The 18725-nt window shown below is 68.6% G+C and carries 18 protein-coding genes; 4 read left to right on the forward strand and 14 right to left on the reverse strand.

All coding sequences use genetic code 11. The features are described 5' to 3' along the window. Positions 1 to 11 precede the first annotated feature (11 nt). From J2S75_RS14650 to J2S75_RS14680, 7 genes are all read right to left on the reverse strand, one after another. Complete coding sequence (locus J2S75_RS14650; protein WP_307020691.1) at positions 12 to 638, reverse strand: tetratricopeptide repeat protein; 627 nt, start codon at positions 636 to 638, stop codon at positions 12 to 14. 97 nt (positions 639 to 735) lie between these two features. Next, a complete protein-coding gene (gene ykgO, locus J2S75_RS14655; protein ID WP_013167868.1) occupies positions 736 to 861 on the reverse strand; it encodes a type B 50S ribosomal protein L36 in 126 nt (41 codons plus the stop codon). A gap of 147 nt (positions 862 to 1008) precedes the next feature. Then, entirely contained in the window at positions 1009 to 1407 is a 399-nt protein-coding gene (locus J2S75_RS14660; protein WP_307020694.1) for a DUF4260 domain-containing protein, read from the reverse strand. A gap of 18 nt (positions 1408 to 1425) precedes the next feature. Continuing rightward, positions 1426 to 1950 carry a ribonuclease HI gene (rnhA, locus tag J2S75_RS14665; protein WP_307020696.1) on the reverse strand — a complete coding sequence of 175 codons (525 nt, stop codon included), beginning with the start codon at positions 1948 to 1950 and terminating at the stop codon, positions 1426 to 1428. Then, complete coding sequence (locus J2S75_RS14670; protein ID WP_307020697.1) at positions 1947 to 2927, reverse strand: homoserine kinase; 981 nt, start codon at positions 2925 to 2927, stop codon at positions 1947 to 1949. The genes rnhA and J2S75_RS14670 overlap by 4 nt, the downstream gene beginning before the upstream one ends. A gap of 14 nt (positions 2928 to 2941) precedes the next feature. Then, complete coding sequence (gene ispH, locus J2S75_RS14675; RefSeq protein WP_307020699.1) at positions 2942 to 3910, reverse strand: 4-hydroxy-3-methylbut-2-enyl diphosphate reductase; 969 nt, start codon at positions 3908 to 3910, stop codon at positions 2942 to 2944. A gap of 67 nt (positions 3911 to 3977) precedes the next feature. Continuing rightward, positions 3978 to 4604, reverse strand: coding sequence for a YceI family protein (locus tag J2S75_RS14680; protein ID WP_307020701.1), 627 nt, complete (start codon positions 4602 to 4604; stop codon positions 3978 to 3980). Between the two features lie 261 nt (positions 4605 to 4865). Between J2S75_RS14680 and J2S75_RS14685 the strand changes: the two genes are divergently transcribed. Then, positions 4866 to 5570: a DUF1013 domain-containing protein gene (locus J2S75_RS14685; protein ID WP_307020703.1), complete on the forward strand. Its 705-nt coding sequence runs from the start codon at positions 4866 to 4868 to the stop codon at positions 5568 to 5570. Positions 5571 to 5650: 80 nt separating this feature from the next. Here the strand turns inward: J2S75_RS14685 and J2S75_RS14690 are convergent, their stop codons facing one another. Both J2S75_RS14690 and J2S75_RS14695 read right to left on the reverse strand, forming a co-directional pair. Next, positions 5651 to 7579, reverse strand: a complete 1929-nt coding sequence (locus tag J2S75_RS14690; protein WP_307020705.1) for a propionyl-CoA synthetase — start codon at positions 7577 to 7579, stop codon at positions 5651 to 5653. Positions 7580 to 7923: 344 nt separating this feature from the next. Beyond that, a complete protein-coding gene (locus J2S75_RS14695) occupies positions 7924 to 8100 on the reverse strand; it encodes a YdcH family protein (protein ID WP_307020707.1) in 177 nt (58 codons plus the stop codon). Positions 8101 to 8307: 207 nt separating this feature from the next. On the opposite strand from J2S75_RS14695, the gene J2S75_RS14700 reads away from it, so the two are divergent. Then, positions 8308 to 8514 carry a YdcH family protein gene (locus J2S75_RS14700; protein ID WP_244450605.1) on the forward strand — a complete coding sequence of 69 codons (207 nt, stop codon included), beginning with the start codon at positions 8308 to 8310 and terminating at the stop codon, positions 8512 to 8514. 71 nt (positions 8515 to 8585) lie between these two features. Here J2S75_RS14700 and J2S75_RS14705 read toward each other — a convergent pair whose 3' ends face one another. Beyond that, entirely contained in the window at positions 8586 to 9071 is a 486-nt protein-coding gene (locus tag J2S75_RS14705) for a peroxiredoxin (protein WP_244450606.1), read from the reverse strand. A 131-nt stretch (positions 9072 to 9202) separates the two neighbouring features. Next, positions 9203 to 10042: a protein-disulfide reductase DsbD domain-containing protein gene (locus J2S75_RS14710; protein ID WP_307020710.1), complete on the reverse strand. Its 840-nt coding sequence runs from the start codon at positions 10040 to 10042 to the stop codon at positions 9203 to 9205. A 135-nt stretch (positions 10043 to 10177) separates the two neighbouring features. On the opposite strand from J2S75_RS14710, the gene J2S75_RS14715 reads away from it, so the two are divergent. Continuing rightward, a complete protein-coding gene (locus J2S75_RS14715; RefSeq protein ID WP_244450608.1) occupies positions 10178 to 10804 on the forward strand; it encodes a YqgE/AlgH family protein in 627 nt (208 codons plus the stop codon). Positions 10805 to 10849: 45 nt separating this feature from the next. Here the strand turns inward: J2S75_RS14715 and J2S75_RS14720 are convergent, their stop codons facing one another. The 3 genes from J2S75_RS14720 to J2S75_RS14730 form a co-directional block, all read right to left on the reverse strand. Further along, on the reverse strand, positions 10850 to 14008 hold the full coding sequence (locus J2S75_RS14720; RefSeq protein ID WP_307020712.1) for an EAL domain-containing protein: 3159 nt from the start codon (positions 14006 to 14008) through the stop codon (positions 10850 to 10852). A gap of 171 nt (positions 14009 to 14179) precedes the next feature. Next, on the reverse strand, positions 14180 to 15181 hold the full coding sequence (locus J2S75_RS14725; RefSeq protein ID WP_307020714.1) for a tetratricopeptide repeat protein: 1002 nt from the start codon (positions 15179 to 15181) through the stop codon (positions 14180 to 14182). Between the two features lie 44 nt (positions 15182 to 15225). Continuing rightward, positions 15226 to 15882, reverse strand: a complete 657-nt coding sequence (locus J2S75_RS14730) for a thiamine phosphate synthase (protein WP_307020716.1) — start codon at positions 15880 to 15882, stop codon at positions 15226 to 15228. Positions 15883 to 16174: 292 nt separating this feature from the next. Here J2S75_RS14730 and J2S75_RS14735 point away from each other — a divergent pair, with 292 nt between their 5' ends. Then, positions 16175 to 18688: a carbohydrate-binding family V/XII gene (locus J2S75_RS14735; RefSeq protein WP_307020718.1), complete on the forward strand. Its 2514-nt coding sequence runs from the start codon at positions 16175 to 16177 to the stop codon at positions 18686 to 18688. Positions 18689 to 18725 lie beyond the last annotated feature (37 nt).

Consider the following 18725-nt stretch of genomic DNA (forward strand, 5'->3'; position numbering starts at 1 on the left):
GCCGTCCGGCTTCAGATCGGCCGTCCCTCGACCTTGATCGCCAGTTCCTTCTCCATATCCACCATCGCGTCGAGATGCGGGTAGATGGCCAGCGCCCGGCGGGCGGCCTCCAGCGCGCGCTTGTCGTCGCCGATTTCCTTGCAGATGATGGCGATGCCCGCCCAGGCGCCGTAATGGCGCGGCTCGCGGGCGACGACCTGGCGCAGATCGACCAGCGCGTCGGAATAGTCCTCGCGCAGGAAGAAGATGGTGGCGCGCTTGTTCCAGGCTTCGAGATAATCCGGCTCGATGCGCAGCAGGCCGTCGAGCAGTTCCACCGCGAGGTCGAACTGCTTCGCCTGGGTCGCCTGCGAGGCGCGGGCCATCAGCAGATCGGCGGTGTCGCTGCCGGAAGGGGTGAGCGCCACGTCGATGCGGGCGGCGATTTCCTTGGCCGATTCGTCGTCCGGCGCCGCCTTCAGCGCGGCGAACAGCGCGTCGAGCCGCTTGGCGCGGTCGGGCTCCGCCGGCTTGGGCGCAGGCGCGGCAGCCTCGGGCCGCTCCGCCTGGGGCGGCGGGGGCGTCTCGGCCGATGCGCCGGGCGCGAAAGCGCCAAGCGGGGCGGCGGCAAGGATCAGGGCAGCAAAAAGGGCGCGCATGTCTCCATGTTAGGAGTCACGGCGCCCTTGAGCAATATTGTCCGCTAAAGGCCGCGAAATCGTGAACGCGGCCGATCGAGGGCCCAGAGGCCTTCGCTCAGCCCTGGCGGGCCTTGAAGCGCTTCTGGGTCTTGTTGATGATGTAGACGCGGCCCTTGCGGCGCACCAGACGGTTGTCGCGGTGACGGCCGAGCAGCGACTTGAGCGAGTTACGGATCTTCATGACACTAACCTTCGGATCGACAGAGCCTGCGCATGAGACGGCGCCCTATGGCCGCGCCCCGATCCGCCAGCAGAAATTGAGGCCCGGCTGATAGCGGAGCGGAGGGGGCCTTGTCAATCCAAACGGCCTTCTCCGCCTGAACCTTCCTCAGCTTCGGCCGAGGCGGCCGAGATGGGTGTGGCCGAAACCGGCGCTGTATTTGAGCCCATAGCCGAGCAGCCGGTCGAGCCCGATATGGGCGGTCCAGATCAGGGCGAGGGCGGCGGCGAGCGGGGCGCTGAACCCATAGGCGAGGGCGCCGAGCAGCGCCGGGCCCACATAGGTGTGGCCGGTATTGTAGACCAAAGCCCCCGCGCGCGGCCCGGCGAGATAGCCCAGCATCGACAGGTCCGGCGCCAGAATCAGCGCGGCGAACAGCCACCAGCTGGCGCCGAGCGCGGCATAGGCCACCAGAGCGGCGGCGAAGACGGCGAGGCCCTCGGCGCGCAGCAGCGCGGCAGGAGCGCCCGTCACCGCGCCTGAAGATGCCTCACGTTCAGTCGTCATGACATTAGGCCGTCCGGTTCAGTAGCCGCCCCGCGCGGCCTTGTAGGGCGCCATGCCGGCGCGGGCGAGTTCGTCCGCCCGCTCGTTCATCTCGTCGCCGGCATGGCCCTTGACCCAGTGCCAGCGAATGTCGTGGCGGGCGATGGCCGCTTCAAGGCGTTCCCACAGGTCGACATTCTTCACCGGCTTCTTGTCGGCGGTGCGCCAGCCATTGCGCTTCCAGCCGGCGATCCACTTGGTGATGCCGTTGCGCATATATTCGCTGTCGGTGTGCAGATCGACCGTGCAGGGGCGCTTGAGCGCCTCCAGCGCAGAGATCGCCGCCATAAGCTCCATGCGGTTGTTGGTGGTGGGGGATTCGCCCCCCGAGAGTTCCTTTTCCGAGCCGGCATAGCGCAGGATCGCGCCCCAGCCGCCGGGGCCGGGATTGCCGGAGCAGGCGCCGTCGGTCCAGATGGCGACGATGCCCTTCGGCGCTTCCTTGGGAGCTTCCTTGGCCGTGTCGTCGGCGAAGATGCGGGCGGTGCCGGGAGCGGTCTTCACGCGGCGTCGCCTTCCAGCACGCCATAGTCGCGCGGGCTGGTCACGGAGCGGTGGAAGCGCAGCTTGCGCAGATATTCCAGCGGGTCGTGCGGGCGCACCAGCGCGCCGGGCGGCACGTTCAGCCAGTCCACCAAACGGGTGAGCAGGAAGCGCAGCGCGGCGCCGCGCGCCAACAGCGGCAATGCGGCGATCTCGTCAGACCCGAGAGGCCGCTCGGCCTGATAGGCGGCGAGCAAGGCGCGGCCCTTGGTCTGGTTGAAGGCGCCGTCCGGCTCGAAGCACCAGGCATTGAGGCAGATGGCGACATCATAGGCGAGAAGGTCGTTGCAGCCGAAATAGAAGTCGATCAGCCCCGACAGCCGCCCATCGGTGAAGAACACATTGTCCGGGAACAGATCGGCATGGATGATGCCGTCGGGCAGGCCGGTTGGCCAGCGCGCTTCCAGCACGGCGAGCTCATCGGCGATGAGGGCGGAGAGTCCCGGCGCCACTGTGTCCGCCCGCTCGCCCGCCTGCTCGTAGAGCGGACGCCAGCCGGCGACCGAGAGCGCATTGGCGCGGTGGAAGGCGGTGAAGTCGGCGCCGGCCTTGTGCAGCCCTGCCAGCGCGGCGCCGAGCGCGGCGCAGTGGGCGACGCCGGGACGGCGCACCGAGGTGCCGACGAGGAAGGTGACGATCAGCGCCGGCCGTCCCGCCAGCCGGCCGAGGGCCACGCCGTCGCGGTTACGCACCGGCTGCGGGCAGTCGATGCCGCGTGTCGCCAGATGCTCCATCAGACCGACGAAGAACGGCAGATCCGCCGGGTTCACCCGCTTCTCATAAAGGGTGAGGATGAAGCTGCCCGCCTCGGTCTGCAGCAGGTAGTTGGAATTCTCTACCCCCTCGGCGATGCCTTTGAAGGCCCGCAGGCGGCCGAGATCATAGGTGGCGAGGAAGGCTTCGAGCTCTTCCGGGGAAACGTCGGTGTAAACGGCCATGGGACGGGTCGAGCCTATTCGGCAGCATCGGAACGGAGCTGCCGGGGCAGCGGGAAGAACACGTCCTCATGGGCGTTGTGCACCGTCTCCACCGCCAGCGTGTAGCGTTCGGCGAAGGCGTCGAGGATTTCCTCGACCAGCACTTCCGGGGCAGAGGCGCCGGCGCTGACGCCCAGCGAGGTGATGGCGCCGAAGCGCTCCCAGTCGATCTCGCTCGCCCGCTGCACCAGCGCCGCGTGGCGGCAGCCGGCGCGCTCGGCGGCCTCCCTCAGGCGCTGGGAGTTGGAGGAGTTGGGGGCGCCGACGACGATCATCGCGTCCACCTCAGGCGCGACGCGCTTGACCGCTTCCTGCCGGTTGGTGGTGGCGTAGCAGATGTCTTCCTTGTGCGGCGCCACCATGGCGGGGAAGCGTTCGCGCAGGATGGCGACGATCTCGGCGGTGTCGTCGATGGAGAGCGTGGTCTGGGTGGTGAAGGCGAGATTGCCGGTGTCGCGGGGCTGAAACAGCCGCGCCTGCTCGGCGGTCTCCACCAGCGACACCGCGCCCTCGGGCAGCTGGCCCATGGTGCCGATCACCTCGGGGTGGCCGGCATGGCCGATGAGCACGACCTCGCGGCCGCGCTTGTAGTGGACGGTGGCCTCGCGGTGCACCTTGGTCACCAGCGGGCAGGTGGCGTCGATGGCGAAGAAATTGCGCCGGGCGGCGTCCTCGGGCACCGAACGGGCGACGCCATGGGCGGAGAAAATGACCGGGGCGGCGGTGCCGGCGGGCACTTCGTCGAGTTCCTCGACAAAGACGGCGCCCTTCGCCTTCAGCCCTTCCACCACATATTTATTGTGCACGATCTCGTGGCGCACATAGACCGGCGGGCCGTACATCTCCAGCGCCCGCTCCACCGCGTCGATGGCGCGCACCACCCCGGCGCAGAAGCCGCGCGGGGCACAGAGTAGGACGCGGAGAACAGGTTTTTCGGCGGTCATCGCAGGGTCCAGCGGGGCCTCGCCACCGTCATGGGTGCCGAGGCCCGCGCTGTCAAGCGCGGCCCGGTCAGGGCTGCTTGATGAAGGCGGCGACGATGTCCAGCGCCACCTCGTCGGAAATAGTGGGCACGCCATAGCCGAGGCCGAAATCGCTGCGCTTGATCTCGGTGGTGCCGGTGAAGCCGATATTCTCCACCTTGGTCATCGGGTTGATGCCGGCGCCGAAAAAGCTGACATCCATGGTGACCGGCTTGGTCACGCCGTGCAGGGTCAGCTCGCCCTCGATGGTGGCGTCGCTGCCCTCGACCGTGATCTTCGAGGATTTGAAGGTCGCGGTGGGAAACTTCGCCGCGTCGAGGAGATCCGGGCTGGCGAGATGGGTGGCGAACTCTTCCGACGTGACGCGCAGCCCCGCGATCGGGATGGTGACTTCCAGCTTCGCGTCATCCGGCTTGCTGGGATCGAGCACCAGCGTGCCGGCGGAAGCGCCGAACATGCCGGCGAGCGGGGTGATGCCCATGTGATCGACCGTCCAGACGATCTGGGTGTGGTCGGGATCGACGGTGTAAGTGCCGCCGCTGATGCGGGACACCTCGTCCGTGCCCGGCATTTCGCGCGCGGCGTCCTGCGCGAGGGCGCCGGTGACGGCGGAGAAAAGGAGGGTGGCGGCGGTGATAAGTCGAACAGGCTTCATCGCGTCATCCTTGTTGGTGGGGGGCGCGGACGCTAGCAGCGGGGCAATGCAACCGCCACCCCATGCGCTGCGTCTTTGGATTTGCAGGACGGCGCGCGCGGGCTTATATTCACGCCATCCCGGTCATCGCGAGACGGTCCGAGGCTCCGCCCCTCCGGGTGGTGGGCGCGGGGAGACTTTTGCGCGGCCGAAGACCCGAAATCTGCACGCCGGCTCGGTTTCACCGCCCGCCCGGCGCCTCACTGGATGGAGCTGCGTCCCATGGCGAACGCCCCCCTGATGCCGAAGGCCACCGCCGTGTGGCTGGTCGAGAATACCGCCCTGACCTTCGACCAGATCGCGGATTTTTGTAAGCTGCACGTGCTGGAAGTGAAGGGCATCGCCGATGGCGAGGTGGCGCAGGGCATCAAGGGCAGCGATCCGATCACCACGGGCCAGCTCGCCCGCGAGGAAATCGAGCGCGCGGAGAAGAACCCGCATCACCGGCTGAAGCTGCTCGAGTCCAAGGTGCGCCTGCCCGAGCCCAAGCGCCGCCGCGGCCCGCGTTACACCCCCGTGTCGAAGCGCCAGGATCGCCCGAATGCCATTCTCTGGCTGCTGCGCAACCATCCGGAGCTGAAGGACAGCCAGATCATGCGTCTGGTGGGCACGACCAAGACGACCATCGAGTCGATCAAGGAGCGCACCCACTGGAACGCGGCGCATCTGACGCCGATGGACCCGGTGACGCTCGGCCTGTGCTCGCAGATCGACCTCGATATCGAGGTGCAGCGCTCCTCCAAGGACCGTCCCGCTTCGGTGGCGCCGGTCGGCGACGAGACGACGCTGCTGCCGGTCGACCTGTCGGTCGGCGACGGGCCGGAGCCCTTCGTGCCCAGCCGCAAGCCGCGCGAGGAAGCGATCGACCTCGAAACCGTGTTCGCCAAGCTTGGCGGCTCGCGCAAGAGCGAAGCCGACGACGAGTGAGCCGCGTTTTGCGGACAGCCGCCTGAACGAGAAAAGCCCGGAGCGTTACCGCCCCGGGCTTTTTCATGCGTCGTTGAGACTCACGCGGCCGTCACCTTGGCGAGGCCGCGTGCGCCGAGCGCGGCGGCGATTTCGTCCAGCGCGGCGGGATCGTCGATGGTGGCGGGCATGTTCCACGGCTCGGCGTCGGCGATCTTCTTCATCGTGCCGCGCAGGATCTTGCCCGAGCGCGTCTTCGGCAGCCGGTTGACGGTGATGGCGAGGCGGAACGCCGCCACCGGGCCGATGCGCTCGCGCACCAGCGCCACGATCTCGGCCTCGATATCGGCCGGCGAACGGGCCACCCCCGCCTTCAGCACCACGAAGCCGCAGGGCACTTCGCCCTTCAGCTCATCATGAATGCCGATCACCGCGCATTCCGCGACATCGGCATGGGCCGCCAGCACTTCCTCCATGCCGCCGGTGGAGAGGCGGTGGCCGGCGACATTGATGATGTCGTCGGTGCGGCCCATGATGAAGAGTTGGCCATTGGCATCGGTGAAGCCGGCATCCGCCGTCTTGTAATAGCCGGGGAAGTCGACGAGATAGCTCTCGCGGAAGCGCTCGTCCTGCCGCCACAGCGTCGGCAGGCAGCCGGGCGGCAGCGGCAGCTTGATGGCAATGGAGCCCATGCGGTCGGGCCCGACCGGGTGTCCGCCTTCGTCGAGAATATCCACCTGATAGCCCGGCATCGGCACGCCGGTGGAGCCGACGCGTATCGGCAGGGCGCCGAGGCCGACGGGATTGCCGGCGATCGCCCAGCCCCTCTCCGTCTGCCACCAGTGGTCGACCACGGGAACACCGAGCCGGGCCTTGGCCCATTCCACCGTATCGGGGTCGGCGCGTTCGCCTGCGAGGAACAGGGTGCGCAGGCTGGAGCGGTCATAAGCGCCCATCAGCCGGCCTTTCGGGTCTTCCTTCTTGATCGCACGCAGGGCGGTGGGGGCGGTGAACAGCGCCGCCACCTTGTATTGCTCGATCACCCGCCAGAAGGCGCCGGCGTCCGGGGTGCCGACCGGCTTGCCCTCATAAAGCACGGTGGTGCAGCCGGTGAGCAGCGGGGCATAGATGATGTAGGAATGGCCGACCACCCAGCCAATATCCGAGGCCGACCAATAGACCTCGCCCGGCCGCACATCATAAAGCCCTTCCATCGACCAGCGCAGCGCCACCATATAGCCGCCGCTGTCGCGCACCACGCCCTTCGGCTTGCCGGTCGTGCCTGACGTGTAGAGGATGTAGAGCGGGTCGGTCGCCTCGACAGGCACGCAGTCCGCCCGCGTGCCGGCAGCGCGCGCCTGCGCGCACCGCGTCGCCCAGTCATGATCGCGGCCGGCGACCAGCTTGGCCTCGACCTGCGGCCGCTGGAAGATGAGGCAGGCCTCCGGCCGATGCTTCGCCATGGTGAGGGCGAGGTCGAGCAGCGGCTTGTACTGCACCAGCCGCGAGGGCTCGATGCCGCAGGAGGCGGACAGTACGACCTTGGGCTGCGCGTCCTCGATGCGGCTGGCGAGCTCGGCGGCGGCGAAACCGCCGAACACCACCGAATGCACCGCGCCGATGCGGGCGCAGGCCAGCATGGCGAACACCGCTTCCGGGATCATCGGCATGTAGATGACGACGCGGTCGCCCTTGCCGACGCCGAGTTCGCGCAGCACGCCCGCGAGCAGGCTCACCTCGTCCTTCAGCTCGGCATAGGTCACGCTGCGCTGCGCGCCGGCCACCGGGCTGTCGTAGAAAATAGCCGGCTGGCCGCCGCGCCCGCCTTCCGCATGACGGTCGACCGCATTGTGGCACACATTGGTGGTCCAGCCGGGAAACCAGCGGCCGTAAATGCCGAGCGCGGGATCGAAGACGCGCGCGCCTTCCTCTATCCAGTCGATGGCACGGGCGGCCTCGCGCCAGAAGCCCTCGGGGTCCGCGATGGAACGGGCATGCAGGGACGGATAGCGGCTGGCGGCAGCGGACATGCGGGCGTCTCCCAGAGCAGATTCCTGTCGAGCAGGTTTTTGTTGCTGTGAGATTTCGCCTTTCGCGCGCGTCTGGCAAGACGCTGAAATGCTTACGCCCTTCGTCGAGGGCATGAAGGACGTGCGTCTGCCCGGGTCGGTCCGCACAGGCACATGCGCGGATCGCCGACGGCAAAGCCGGCGACCGCGTTGTCATGTCAATGAAGGGACTGCGCCGGGACGATAACCCGGCGCCGAGGCGACATGGCTGGCATGGCCGCAAGCGACGCGTACGCCGCTTTCAGGCGCGCGGCCCGGAACGGCGGTCTGCGGTGTTCTCGTCGTCGACGGGTGGAGCGAGGGTCCTAGTGTACCGTTCCGCCCTTGCAGCGGGCGATTTCGTCCTTGAGGATGAGCTTGCGCCGCTTGAGATCAGCGATGCGGGTAGCGTCGGTCGCGGGACGCGTAATCTCTTCCCGCAATTGCTTTTCAAGTGCCTGATGGCGACGTTCCAACTCGGCAACATGCGACTGCATGGTCATGGACAGTATCTCCTGTCTTCCGATGCGAACGTCATCAGTCTGTCACGAGAGATCAGGGCTGTCGATGAAAGGATGTGCTGCACCGCAGCGCCGTCGCTCACAGTGTCGGGAGCCGGCGGTTGCGGCCGGCCGCAGGGGCGGCGATACTCCTGCCCGACCTCGGCCGTGCCGGGGATGAGTCGGGTTCGGGTCGGGCGTTTGACACAAATGACGGCGGAAGAGGAACGCGAGCTCCTGGCTGTTCTCGAGCGCTTGCGGCAGGAGCATCGTGATCTGGATGTCGCGATCCAGGCGTTGCAGGACATGCCGGGGAGCGATCAGCTCCAGCTGGCGCGGTTCAAGAAGCGCAAGCTGCAGCTGCGCGACCGCATCGGCTATATCGAGGACCAGATCTGCCCCGACATCATCGCCTGACCGGCGGTGGTCTCAACCTCGCGGGAAATTCCGGCGCGGGCGTGCCCGGCCGGAATTCCGTGTTCAACGGCTCAGAACTGGGTGAGCAGCACGTCGGCGTTGGTCTTGTCGGCCTTGCTCGGCACGTCTTCGACATTGAGGATCATGACCTCGCCGTCATCGACCAGCATGGAATAGCGCTTGGAGCGCACGCCGAGGCCCGCCGCCGCCGCGTCGAAGTCGAGGCCGATGGCCTTGGCGAACTCGGCATTGCCATCCGACAGGAACACGATCTTGCCGCCGGCATTGGAGGCCTTTTCCCACGCCGCCATGACGAAGGGATCGTTCACGGCAGTGACGGCGATGGTGCTGACGCCCTTGGCGAGAATCTCTTCCGCGCGGGCGATGAAGCTCGGCAGGTGGTTCTTGTGGCAGGTGGGCGTGAAGGCGCCGGGAACGGCGAACAGCACGACCTTCTTGTTCTTGAAGATCTCGTCGGTGCTCTTCGGCACCGGGCCGTCTTCGGTGGCCACCCGGAAGGTAACGCTGGGGAGCTGATCGCCAACCTTGATCGTCATGGAAACGTCCTTTCATAGGGCGGGAAGGGGTGGGAACGGACCCGCCGAAGCGCCGCGCCGAACCGGCGTGCCGTAGGGTCCGGTTCGATCGGTCGGTACCATAGCGATTTCCCGCGAAGCGGGAAGCGGGTTCAGTGTGCGGAAAGCGGCGCGTCCACCTGGATCGCCCGGTCGCCATCCACAAGCGTGAAGCGAAGCTTTGCGGTGGCGATATCCGCGCCCTTCGGCACGCCATCGACCGGAAGCACGAAGACCGTGCGCCCGTCCGGGCCGGTCTCGCGCACGGGTAGCGGCAGCGCCCAGTCGTCGTTCGGCCCTTCGACGAAGAGATCGGCGGTGGCGGCGTTACCGACATCGGCGATAATGCGGATGGAAGGCGTCTCCGCGCTACGCTCAAGCTTGGCGGTGGCGATGCCGGGCTCGCCCTTTTCGCCGAGGGGAGCCGCGCGCGGCACGCGGGCGAGGGCCTGGGCCAGCGCGGCGGAAGGAGTGCCGGCGCCGCCGGGCGGCAAAGCGAGATCGAGCGCGGCATTGGCCGGCTGGCAGATCTTGCCGCATACGGCGAAATCGAGATTGAGCTTCAGTTCGACCGGCTGAGCGCGGTCCTTCGGCGTGATCCGCAGCGGCAGCACCACGTCATGCTTGTAGCCGATGGAGTAGGAGCCGCCATCGTCGAACCGCGCCGGGGCCGGCCACAGCACCTCGACCGCCTCGACATTCTGCGAGCCGCTCCAGTCGAAATGCGGCGGCACGCCGCTGTCGCCGGGATAGCGCCAATAGGTCTTGAGGCCGGGCGGCAGGCGGATCTCGACGCCGCCCAGCAGCGCTTCACCCTGCGTTCCGCCCGCGATCAGGCGCGCCGCCGTACCCTCCGGTGCCGACCAGGAGGACATGTCGCCGGCATGCGCCGGCACCGCGACGGGCACGAGCGCAAGCGAGCACAGAGCGAGGGAACACAGACGAGACAGCATGGTCTTGGCGATAGCCTCTCCTCTCCCCGCGGGGAAGTCGTTCGGGGCGCACTTTCGTGTGAGGCCGCACCCGCCGCCGCTGAGCGGTGAACGGGTGGGCTTGAAAATGCCCCGGCGGGGATTAGGCTTCCCTTTATGTGGATCGGACGCGAGCGCCCCCGGAAGCCCGACCCCCTCGATGGCGGGACCTTCCTCGACGGACAGATGCTGGTCGCCATGCCCGGCATGCGCGACGAGCGTTTCGCGCGGTCGGTGATCTATCTGTGCGCCCATTCCCCGGAAGGAGCGATGGGCATCGTCGTCAACCAGCCGGCTGCCCATGTGAACTTTCCCGATCTGCTGGTGCAGCTCGATGTCATTCCGAAAGATGAGCGCATTCACCTGCCGCAAAGCGCCGGCGGGGTGAAGGTGCTGCGCGGCGGCCCGGTGGAAACCGGGCGCGGCTTCGTGCTGCACAGCGCCGATTTCTTCATTCAGGATTCCACCCTGCCGATCGACGACGGCATCTGCCTGACGGCCACGCTCGACATTTTGCGGGCGATGGCGGCCGGCAGCGGGCCGGCCTTCGCCATGCTGGCGCTCGGCTATGCCGGATGGGCGCCGGGACAGCTGGAGAACGAGATCCAGCAGAATGGCTGGCTGCATTGCCCGGCCGATCCGGCGCTGGTGTTCGAGGCCGAGGCCGGCGCGAAATATGATCTCGCTTTGCGCAAGATCGGCATTGATCCGGGCATGCTGTCCGCGGAGGCCGGCCACGCCTGAGGTGCGCGCCGTTCGCCGCGCCACGCGTTTTCAGAAGGATCGGCGTCAGGAATTCGGCGTCTGTGTGGGCGCCGCGGCTGTCGTTGCAGCGGCGGGACGCGCGGCCACGGGCGCAGGGGCGGCACCAGCGGGCGCCGATGCGGGCGTCGCCTCCGGAGCGGCCGGCCGGGCGGCGCGCTGCGCGGCCTCGGCGGCGCTGGCGGGCCGGGTGGCGGCCGAGGGAACCGGCGGCGGGCCGGCGGGCGCGCGCGCACCGCGGGAGAGCTGGCGGCCGCGCTCCAGCAGCGAGGTCGGCGGCTGTTCCGGCTGCAGGCGCTTGCGCGCCTCATCGGCGGTCATCGCCTCGCCGAAGAACCGTCCCTGGCCATAGCGGCAGCCGAGCTTGCCGAGCGCAGCGGCGACCTGCTCGGTCTCGACACCCTGGGCGATGATGTCCATGCCGAGATCATGCGCCATGTTGACGATGGTGCGCAGGATGATGGGGCGCTGCGCCTTGTTGCCGCTGCGGCCCAGCGCCTTGGTGAAGGTGCGGTCGACCTTGATGCTGTCGAAGGGGAAACGCTGGAGATAGGCCAGCGCCGAATAGCCGGAGCCGAAATCCTCCAGCGTGAGGCCGGCGTCGAGCTCGCGCATCCGGGTGAGGATCTGCGAGGTGTATTCCGGGTTCTCCATCGCCAGCGATTCCGACAGTTCCAGCTTCAGCGTGCCGGGCGCGACGACATTGCGGGCAAGCACCGCCTTCAAATCCTGCAGCAAATCGTGCCGCAGCATCTGGCGGGAGGAGATGTTGACGCAGATGAAGATCGGCTCGCCGCGCAGCGTGCGCTGCCACACGCCCAGCTGGCGCGCGGCGGTGTCGAGCACGAACAGGCCGAGATCGACGATCAGCCCCGAATCCTCGGCGAGGCCGAGGAAATCGTCGGGCGTCAGCGTGCCCAGCGTCGGGTGCTGCCAGCGCATCATCGATTCGAAACCGGCGATGCGCCGCGTCGCGAGATCGACGATGGGCTGGTAGAGCACGCTGATTTCGCCGCGCTGCAGCGCCTGGCGCAGGTCCTGCTCCATGGTCAGCCGGTCGAGCTTCTGCGTCCGCATGTTGGGCCGGAACACCTCGATGCGGTCGCCGCCGACGCGCTTGGCGAAATACATCGCCAGTTCCGCGTCCTTGAGCGTCTCCACCGGGGTGCGCTTCTGGCCGTCGGCCAGCAGCAGACCGATGGAGGCGGTGATGAAGATTTCGCGGTCGCCGAAGGTGATGGGCGCGCGCAGCGTGCGGCGCAGCGTGTCGGCGAAGGCGGTGATGCGCTCGGGGTCGCGTTCGGACAGCAGGATCAGCGCGAAATGGTCGCTGCCGAGGCGGGCCAGCGTGTCCTGCTGCTTGACGAGCCGCATCAGGCGGCGGGCAACGGTGAGCAGGATGGAATCGCCCGCCGGCATGCCGAGCGTGGCGTTCACCTGCTTGAAGCGGTCAAGGTCGATCAGCAGGACCGTCGGCCGGATCTGGTCGTCGCTGCGGGCGAGCCCGTTGGCGGCGGCGATGCGGTCGAGGAACAGCTCGCGATTGGGCAGGCCGGTCAGGTTGTCATGCACCGCATCATGCAGCATCCGCTCCTCGGCGGTGCGGCTGTCGGTGACATCGGAAAGAGTGCCGATGCAACGCACCACCTCGCCATCCGTGCCGACCACCGGGCGGGCGCGCAGGTTGAACCAGAGATAGTGGCCGTCATGCGCGCGCAGACGGAAATCCTGGTCGATGCGCCCGCGCCGCTGGTCGAGCAGCCCGTCCAGCGTGGCGCGGAAACGGTCGCGGTCGCCCGGGTGGATGATGTCGAGCCAGCCCGCGGCCTCGGTTTCCAGCGTGCCCTGCTTGAGGCCCAGCATGTGCTCGGCCTCCGGGCTGACATGGATGCGGTCGGTGTCGACATCCCAGTCCCAGACGATGTCGCCCGAGCCCGCCACGGCGAGCGCCCGGCGCTCCAGCTCCTGGGCGCTGCCGGCCACCGAGCCGATGCCGGCAAAGGCGTGCTGCATGACGGTGAAGCCGATCAGCATCACGATCAGCACCAGCCCGCCGAGGAGTGCCGGGGCGACGAGATCATTGCCGATGCGCCCGGACACCGCCATGCCGGCGGTGATGACCCACACGACGAGCAGCAGCAGCGTCGGGATGATGAGCACGGCGCGGTCGTAGCGATGCAGCGCCAGCCACACCACCACGCCGAAGCCCATGAAGGAGACGACGAGCAGCGAGGGACGGGCAATGCCGGCCGCGGCGGAGGGGTCGAGCAAGGCGAGGCCGACAATGGCGGCGAGGAACACCAGCCAGCCGGCGGTGACATGGGCGTAGCGCACATGCCAGCGGTTGAGATTGAGATAGGCGAACAGGAACACCACCAGCGTCGCGGCGAGAATCGCCTCGCCGGCCGCGCGCCAGAATTGCTGCGCCAGCGGCGAGATGCCGAACACTTTCGACCAGAAGCCGAAATCGAGGCCGATATAGCCCAGTACCGCCCAGGCCAGCGCCGCCGCCGCCGGGAACATGGCGCTGCCCTTCACCACGAACAGGATGGTGAGAAACAGGGCGAGCAGGCCGGCAATGCCGATGACGATGCCGTTGTAGAGGGTGAAGCTGTTGACCTTGTCCTTGTAGGCCTCCGGCTCCCAGAGATAGAGCTGCGGCAGCCCGCCATCGCCGAGCTCGGCCACCAGCGTCACCGTGGTGCCGGGGTCGAGGGTGAGAAAGAACACATCGGCGTCCGGCGCGTTCTGCAGTTCGGGCCGGAAGCCCTGGCTGGTGGTGACGTTGAGGATGCGGCGATTGCCGAGATCCGGCCACAGCACGCCCGAACCGACCATGCGGTAATGCGGGGCGACGATCAGCCGGTCGACCTGCTCGTCGGTGTTGTTGGCGAGGGCGAAGACCGCCCATTTGCTGCCATGCGGTCCCGGCACCACCGAGCGCACCTCGATGCGGCGGACGATGCCGTCGGCGCCGGGCACGGTGGATACCTGCAGCCGGTCATTGTCGCTGGTGCGCCGCTCAATGGCAGGGACGAGATCGATCACCGGGGCATCCAGCCGGATCGCCACCGCCTCCAGCGCGCGGGCGGGCGCCGCCCCCAGCGTGAGCATCGCCACCAGCACTGCCGCCACCACCGCGAACGCCCGGACGAGGTCCGGCCGGCGGGAGAGAAGACGCGGCATGGCCCGCGAGGGCACTGGACGAGCGATGAGCAAACGAAATCCCCAGAAGCTGTCGTCGACGGCGCGCCGCCGGCTCCCAACGGCGAAGCGTCCCGATGAGTAACGGTGCCCGGCGGCATGAGCAAGGCGGGAACGTGCCGCCCGGCTTTGCCGGTCGGGCGGGCGGTTGCGCTAATAGGCCGGCGGTGGCGTCCAAGGCTTGATCCGCGCCTGCGCCTGCGCGCGCTGTTCAGGAGTAAGGCTCGCCAACAGCTTGTCGAGCATCGGATCGTCAAGTTTCTGCGCCCTGGCGACGAGGTGCCAGCCGGCGGCGGCGATCACATCCTTGGGAACGCCGCGCCCGGCGGAGAGGATGCGCGCATAGCGGTTCTGAGCGATGGCGTTGCCCTGCAATGCCGCCTTGCGGAAGAGTGCGGCGGCGCGCTCCTCGTCCTTCGGCACCCCGACGCCGTTGAAAACGGCGATGGCGAGTTCAGTGGTGGCGACATCATTGCCGATCTCGCTGGCGCGCTGCAGCAGGCGGGCGGATTCGATGGGATCGCGCGGCACGCCATTGCCGTCGCGGTAGAGCGTCGCCAGCGCGTAGAGCGCGTCCGGCTGGTCGCGTTCGGCGCCGCGCTTGAACCATTCGGCGGCGATGGCCGGTTCCTTCGGCGCCACCTCACCCTGGAGATAGACAAGCCCGAGATTATAGGCGGCGCGGGCGCTGCCATTCTCGGCGGCCTGGCGGAAGAACTCCACCGCCTGGTCCTTGGTGGTGACCGTGGGGGAGGCCATGAGCAGGGCCCCGAGGGTGAACAGCGCGTCGGGATTGCCCTTGGCGGCGGCAGCCTCGTACCATTTGCGCGCGGCCGTGGGGTCCTGGCGCACGCCATAGCCTTGGGACAGCAACTCACCGGCCAGTACCATCGCCGCGGCGTCGCCCTGCGCATTGGCCCGGCTGACGGCGAGATCCAGTGCCGTGCGGTAGCGCCCGCGCTGATAGGCGGTGTAGGCGGGATCCCGGTCGGTGCCGAGCGGTGCTGCCGTGCTGGAGGTGCCGAGGGGCGCGCCAAGCGGGGTGGCGAGGGGGTTGGGCGCGGCGGGCTGCGGCGCTGTCGGCTTAGGCGCCGCCGGCGACTGCGCCAGCGCCGCGCCGGCGCCCGCGAGATGGGCGAGGAGCAGGCCGGCCATGACCGCCGTGCTCCGCCCCCGCTCGCTGCCGCACGCCCGCCGCATCAGGACGCCTCTGCGGGGAGGACAAGGCGGGCCGCCAGCGCGCGGGCACCCTCGACGGGCGCCTCAAGGAGCAGCGTATCGACGGCGATGAAATCGGCACCGGCGCCGACCAGCACCTCGACCTCTTCCAGCGTGCGCGCATAGGCGACGCAGGGCGGCTCGAACAGCTGCGCCCACCATTCGGTGCGCTCCAGCGTCGCCTCGAAGGGCGGGCGGCGGCCTTCCGCGTCGGGCTCGCCGAACATCACGTAATCCGCGCCGCTCTCCGCCGCCGTCATGGCGTCGTGCTTGCTGCGCAGCCCGCCGGCACCGACGATCCCGTCGGGCCGAAGCGCGGCGACGGCGGCCTTCAGCGCGGGGACAGCGTCGACATGCGCGCCATCGGCCCCCAGCGTGGCGACGAGGGCGGCCGCGCCATCGACAAGGCCCGCCGCGCCGATCGCCTGGCAGGCGTCCAGCAGCGGCGCGAGGGCGGTCGCGGCGGCACCGGCAGCCGGGCGGAGCAGAACGGCGGCGATGTCGACCTCGGCGGCCGCCTGGCGCAGCGCCTCAGCCTGCGCCGCGATGCCGGCGGCGTCGGCGGCGGGGGCAAGCACATAGAGGCGGGGCGCCGGGCGCGGCGGTTCGGAGGCGGGGCGGGTGGAGGAGCGAGCCATTGAAACAGTCTTGTGACGAGCCATTGGGGGAAGCCATCGGCGAGGATGGCGGCGAAAGCACGGCACGCGGCGCTTTCTCTAGCGCGGAGGGCCCTTTGCGGTCCAGTACGCCGCCCTGATCGCGGCAAGCTGGTGCCTTCGCCTTAATGCGGTAACATTTTAACGGCGATCTCTGTGTCGTCGCTTTCGTGTTCGGGCGGCGTCTTATCGTTACGAATCAGCGGTGCTAATGCTCTACCGCAGCAAGCCGACCGGCCCGTCGCCGGATCGCCGCCGCCCGTTTGGGGGAAACATGCGCCTTCATTCCCAGTCTCTCGCTTTGATTGCCGCGGCGCTCGCGGCGAGCCTTTCACCCGCCCTGGCGCAGCAGCCGGCGCCGCCGGCCGCCCAGGCTGGCACCGCCGCCGCGCCATCGGCACTTCCGGCCGCGCTGGCCTGGCCGCGCAGCTTCGACCTCGGCGACAAGCTGATGCAGGTCTACCAGCCGCTGATCGAACAATGGAACGGCGACCAGATCTCCGGCCGCGCCGCCGTCGCCATCGGGCCGAAGCCTGACGCGAACGCCGCCAGCGCAGCGGGCTCGTCCACCACGCCCGCTGCCGGCCCGACCTATGGCCTCGCCCGGTTCACGGCGCGGGTGGCAATCGACAAGCCGTCCAAGCTCGCGCAGCTGAGCAATATCCGCATCACCTCGGTCGATGTGCCGACCGACGCCTCGCAGAACGCGGTTCTGCTGAACGCGCTGCAGTCGCGCATCTCGCCGCAGGGCCTGACCTTCGCCCTCGATCAGCTGATGACCAGCTATGCCGCGACCAAGCAGCTGGACAAGGAGATGACGCAGCCGGTGCAGAACACCCCGCCGCGCATCATCTTCGCCGACAAGCCGACCCTGCTCGTGCTCGTCGCGGGGCAGCCGGTGCCGCGGCCGGTCAACGGCGTGCCGGGCTTCCAGCGCATCGTCAACACCCAGCCGCTGATGCTGGTCGACAGCGCCGGGCTCTATCACCTGCAGGCCTCGGGCACCTGGTATCAGGCGCCGTCGGTCGAGGGGCCGTGGACGGTGACCGCGCAGCCGGACCCCGCGCTGGAGGCCGCCGGCAGCACCGCCACCTATGAGGAGCCGGCGCAGACCATGCTGCCGGCCAATGGCCAGAAGCCGGCGACCCCGCCTGCCATCATCGTCTCCACCACGCCCGCCGAGCTGATCATCACCGCCGGTGCGCCGCAGATGACCCCGGTGGGCGGCACGTCGCTGTTGCGCGTGGGAAATGCCGACCACGCGATCATCCTCGATCCCGACAGCAACCAGTATTATGTGCTGATCTCCGGCCGCTGGTTCCGCGCCGCCGGCTTCAACGGGCCGTGGAGCTTCGTGCCCGGCACCAGCCTGCCGGCCAGCTTCGCCAAGATTTCCACCACGGATCCGGCGGCGAATGCGCTGGTTTCCGTGCCCGGTACGCCGCAGGCCAAGGAAGCGGCGATCGCCGCCACCGTGCCCCAGACCGCCTCGATCAAGCGCGATACCCAGCTCACCGTCCAGTATGATGGCGGGCAGCCCAAGTTCCAGCCGATCAAGGGCACCATCCTTTCCTATGCCGAGAACACCCGTACGCCGGTGATCCAGCTCGATCCCGGCCGCTATTACGCGCTGTTCCAGGGCGCATGGTTCGTCTCGGCGACGCCGAGCGGCCCCTGGGTGGTGGCGGATGTGGTGCCGGACGCGATCTACACCATCCCGGTGTCCTCGCCGCTGCACTATGTGACCTATGTCCGCGTCTACGCCTCGACCGCCGATGTGGTCACGGTGGGCTACACGCCCGGCTATATGGGCGTGGTGATCGAGCCCGGCGGCACGGTGGTCTATGGCACGGGCTATAATTGCGTCGGCTATATCGGCACCTACTGGTATGGCTGCCCGGCCACCTATGGCTATGACGCCGCCTTCGCCTGGACCATGGGCTTTGGCTTCGGTTACGACGCCGCCTTCGGCTGGGGCGCGATGTATCCCTGGTGGGGCCCCTATTGGCGGCCCGGCCCGTGGTACGGCCCCTGGGCCGGCGTCGACATCGCCCGCACCAACATCTATGGCGCCTGGGGCGGCGCGGCGACCTGGAACCATGCCTGGGGTGTCGGCCCCTATGGCACCGCCTGGGGCGCCAACGCCGTGCATGGCGTGACCGGCTGGGGCACCGACTTCGCCGGCCGCTCCGCCGCCGCCTTCAACCCCTGGACCGGCAATTACGCCGCCGGGCGCTCGGCCGCCTTCTTCAATCCCTATACCGGCGCCCATGGCGAGGCGCGCGCCGGCGTTGCGGGCAATGCCTATACCGGCAATGCGGTCGCCGGGCGCGAATCGGCGGGCTACAACCCGACGACCGGCATCGGCCATGCCTCCGAGACGGGCGTGGTCGATAATGACGGTCACGTCAGCGTCGACAGCCGCGGCGTCGCCGGCAACGCCAAGACCGGCAATGCGGTGGCGTGGAACAATGGCAATGTCTACACCGACCATGACGGCTCGATTCACCAGTACGACGCCAATAATGGCTGGCAGCGCCAGACCGGCAGCGGCTGGGCGAACGACACCGATGCCGCCCAGATGGACCGCCTGAACCAGCAGCGCCAGTACCAGTCCTACGGCGACCAGCGCGCCGACAGCTTCGCCCGCGCCGGCGGCTATGACGGTTTCGGCGGTGGCGGCGACCATTTCGGTGGCTATGGCGGCGGCTTTGGCGGCGGCTATGGCGGTGGATTCCACGGCGGCTTCGGCGGCGGGTTTGGCGGGGGCTTCGGCGGCCGCCGCTGAGCCTTCTGGCTCAGTTCCAAACGACATCATCCCCGGC

The organism is Ancylobacter polymorphus (genome assembly GCF_030813495.1).
GTDB lineage: Bacteria > Pseudomonadota > Alphaproteobacteria > Rhizobiales > Xanthobacteraceae > Ancylobacter > Ancylobacter polymorphus.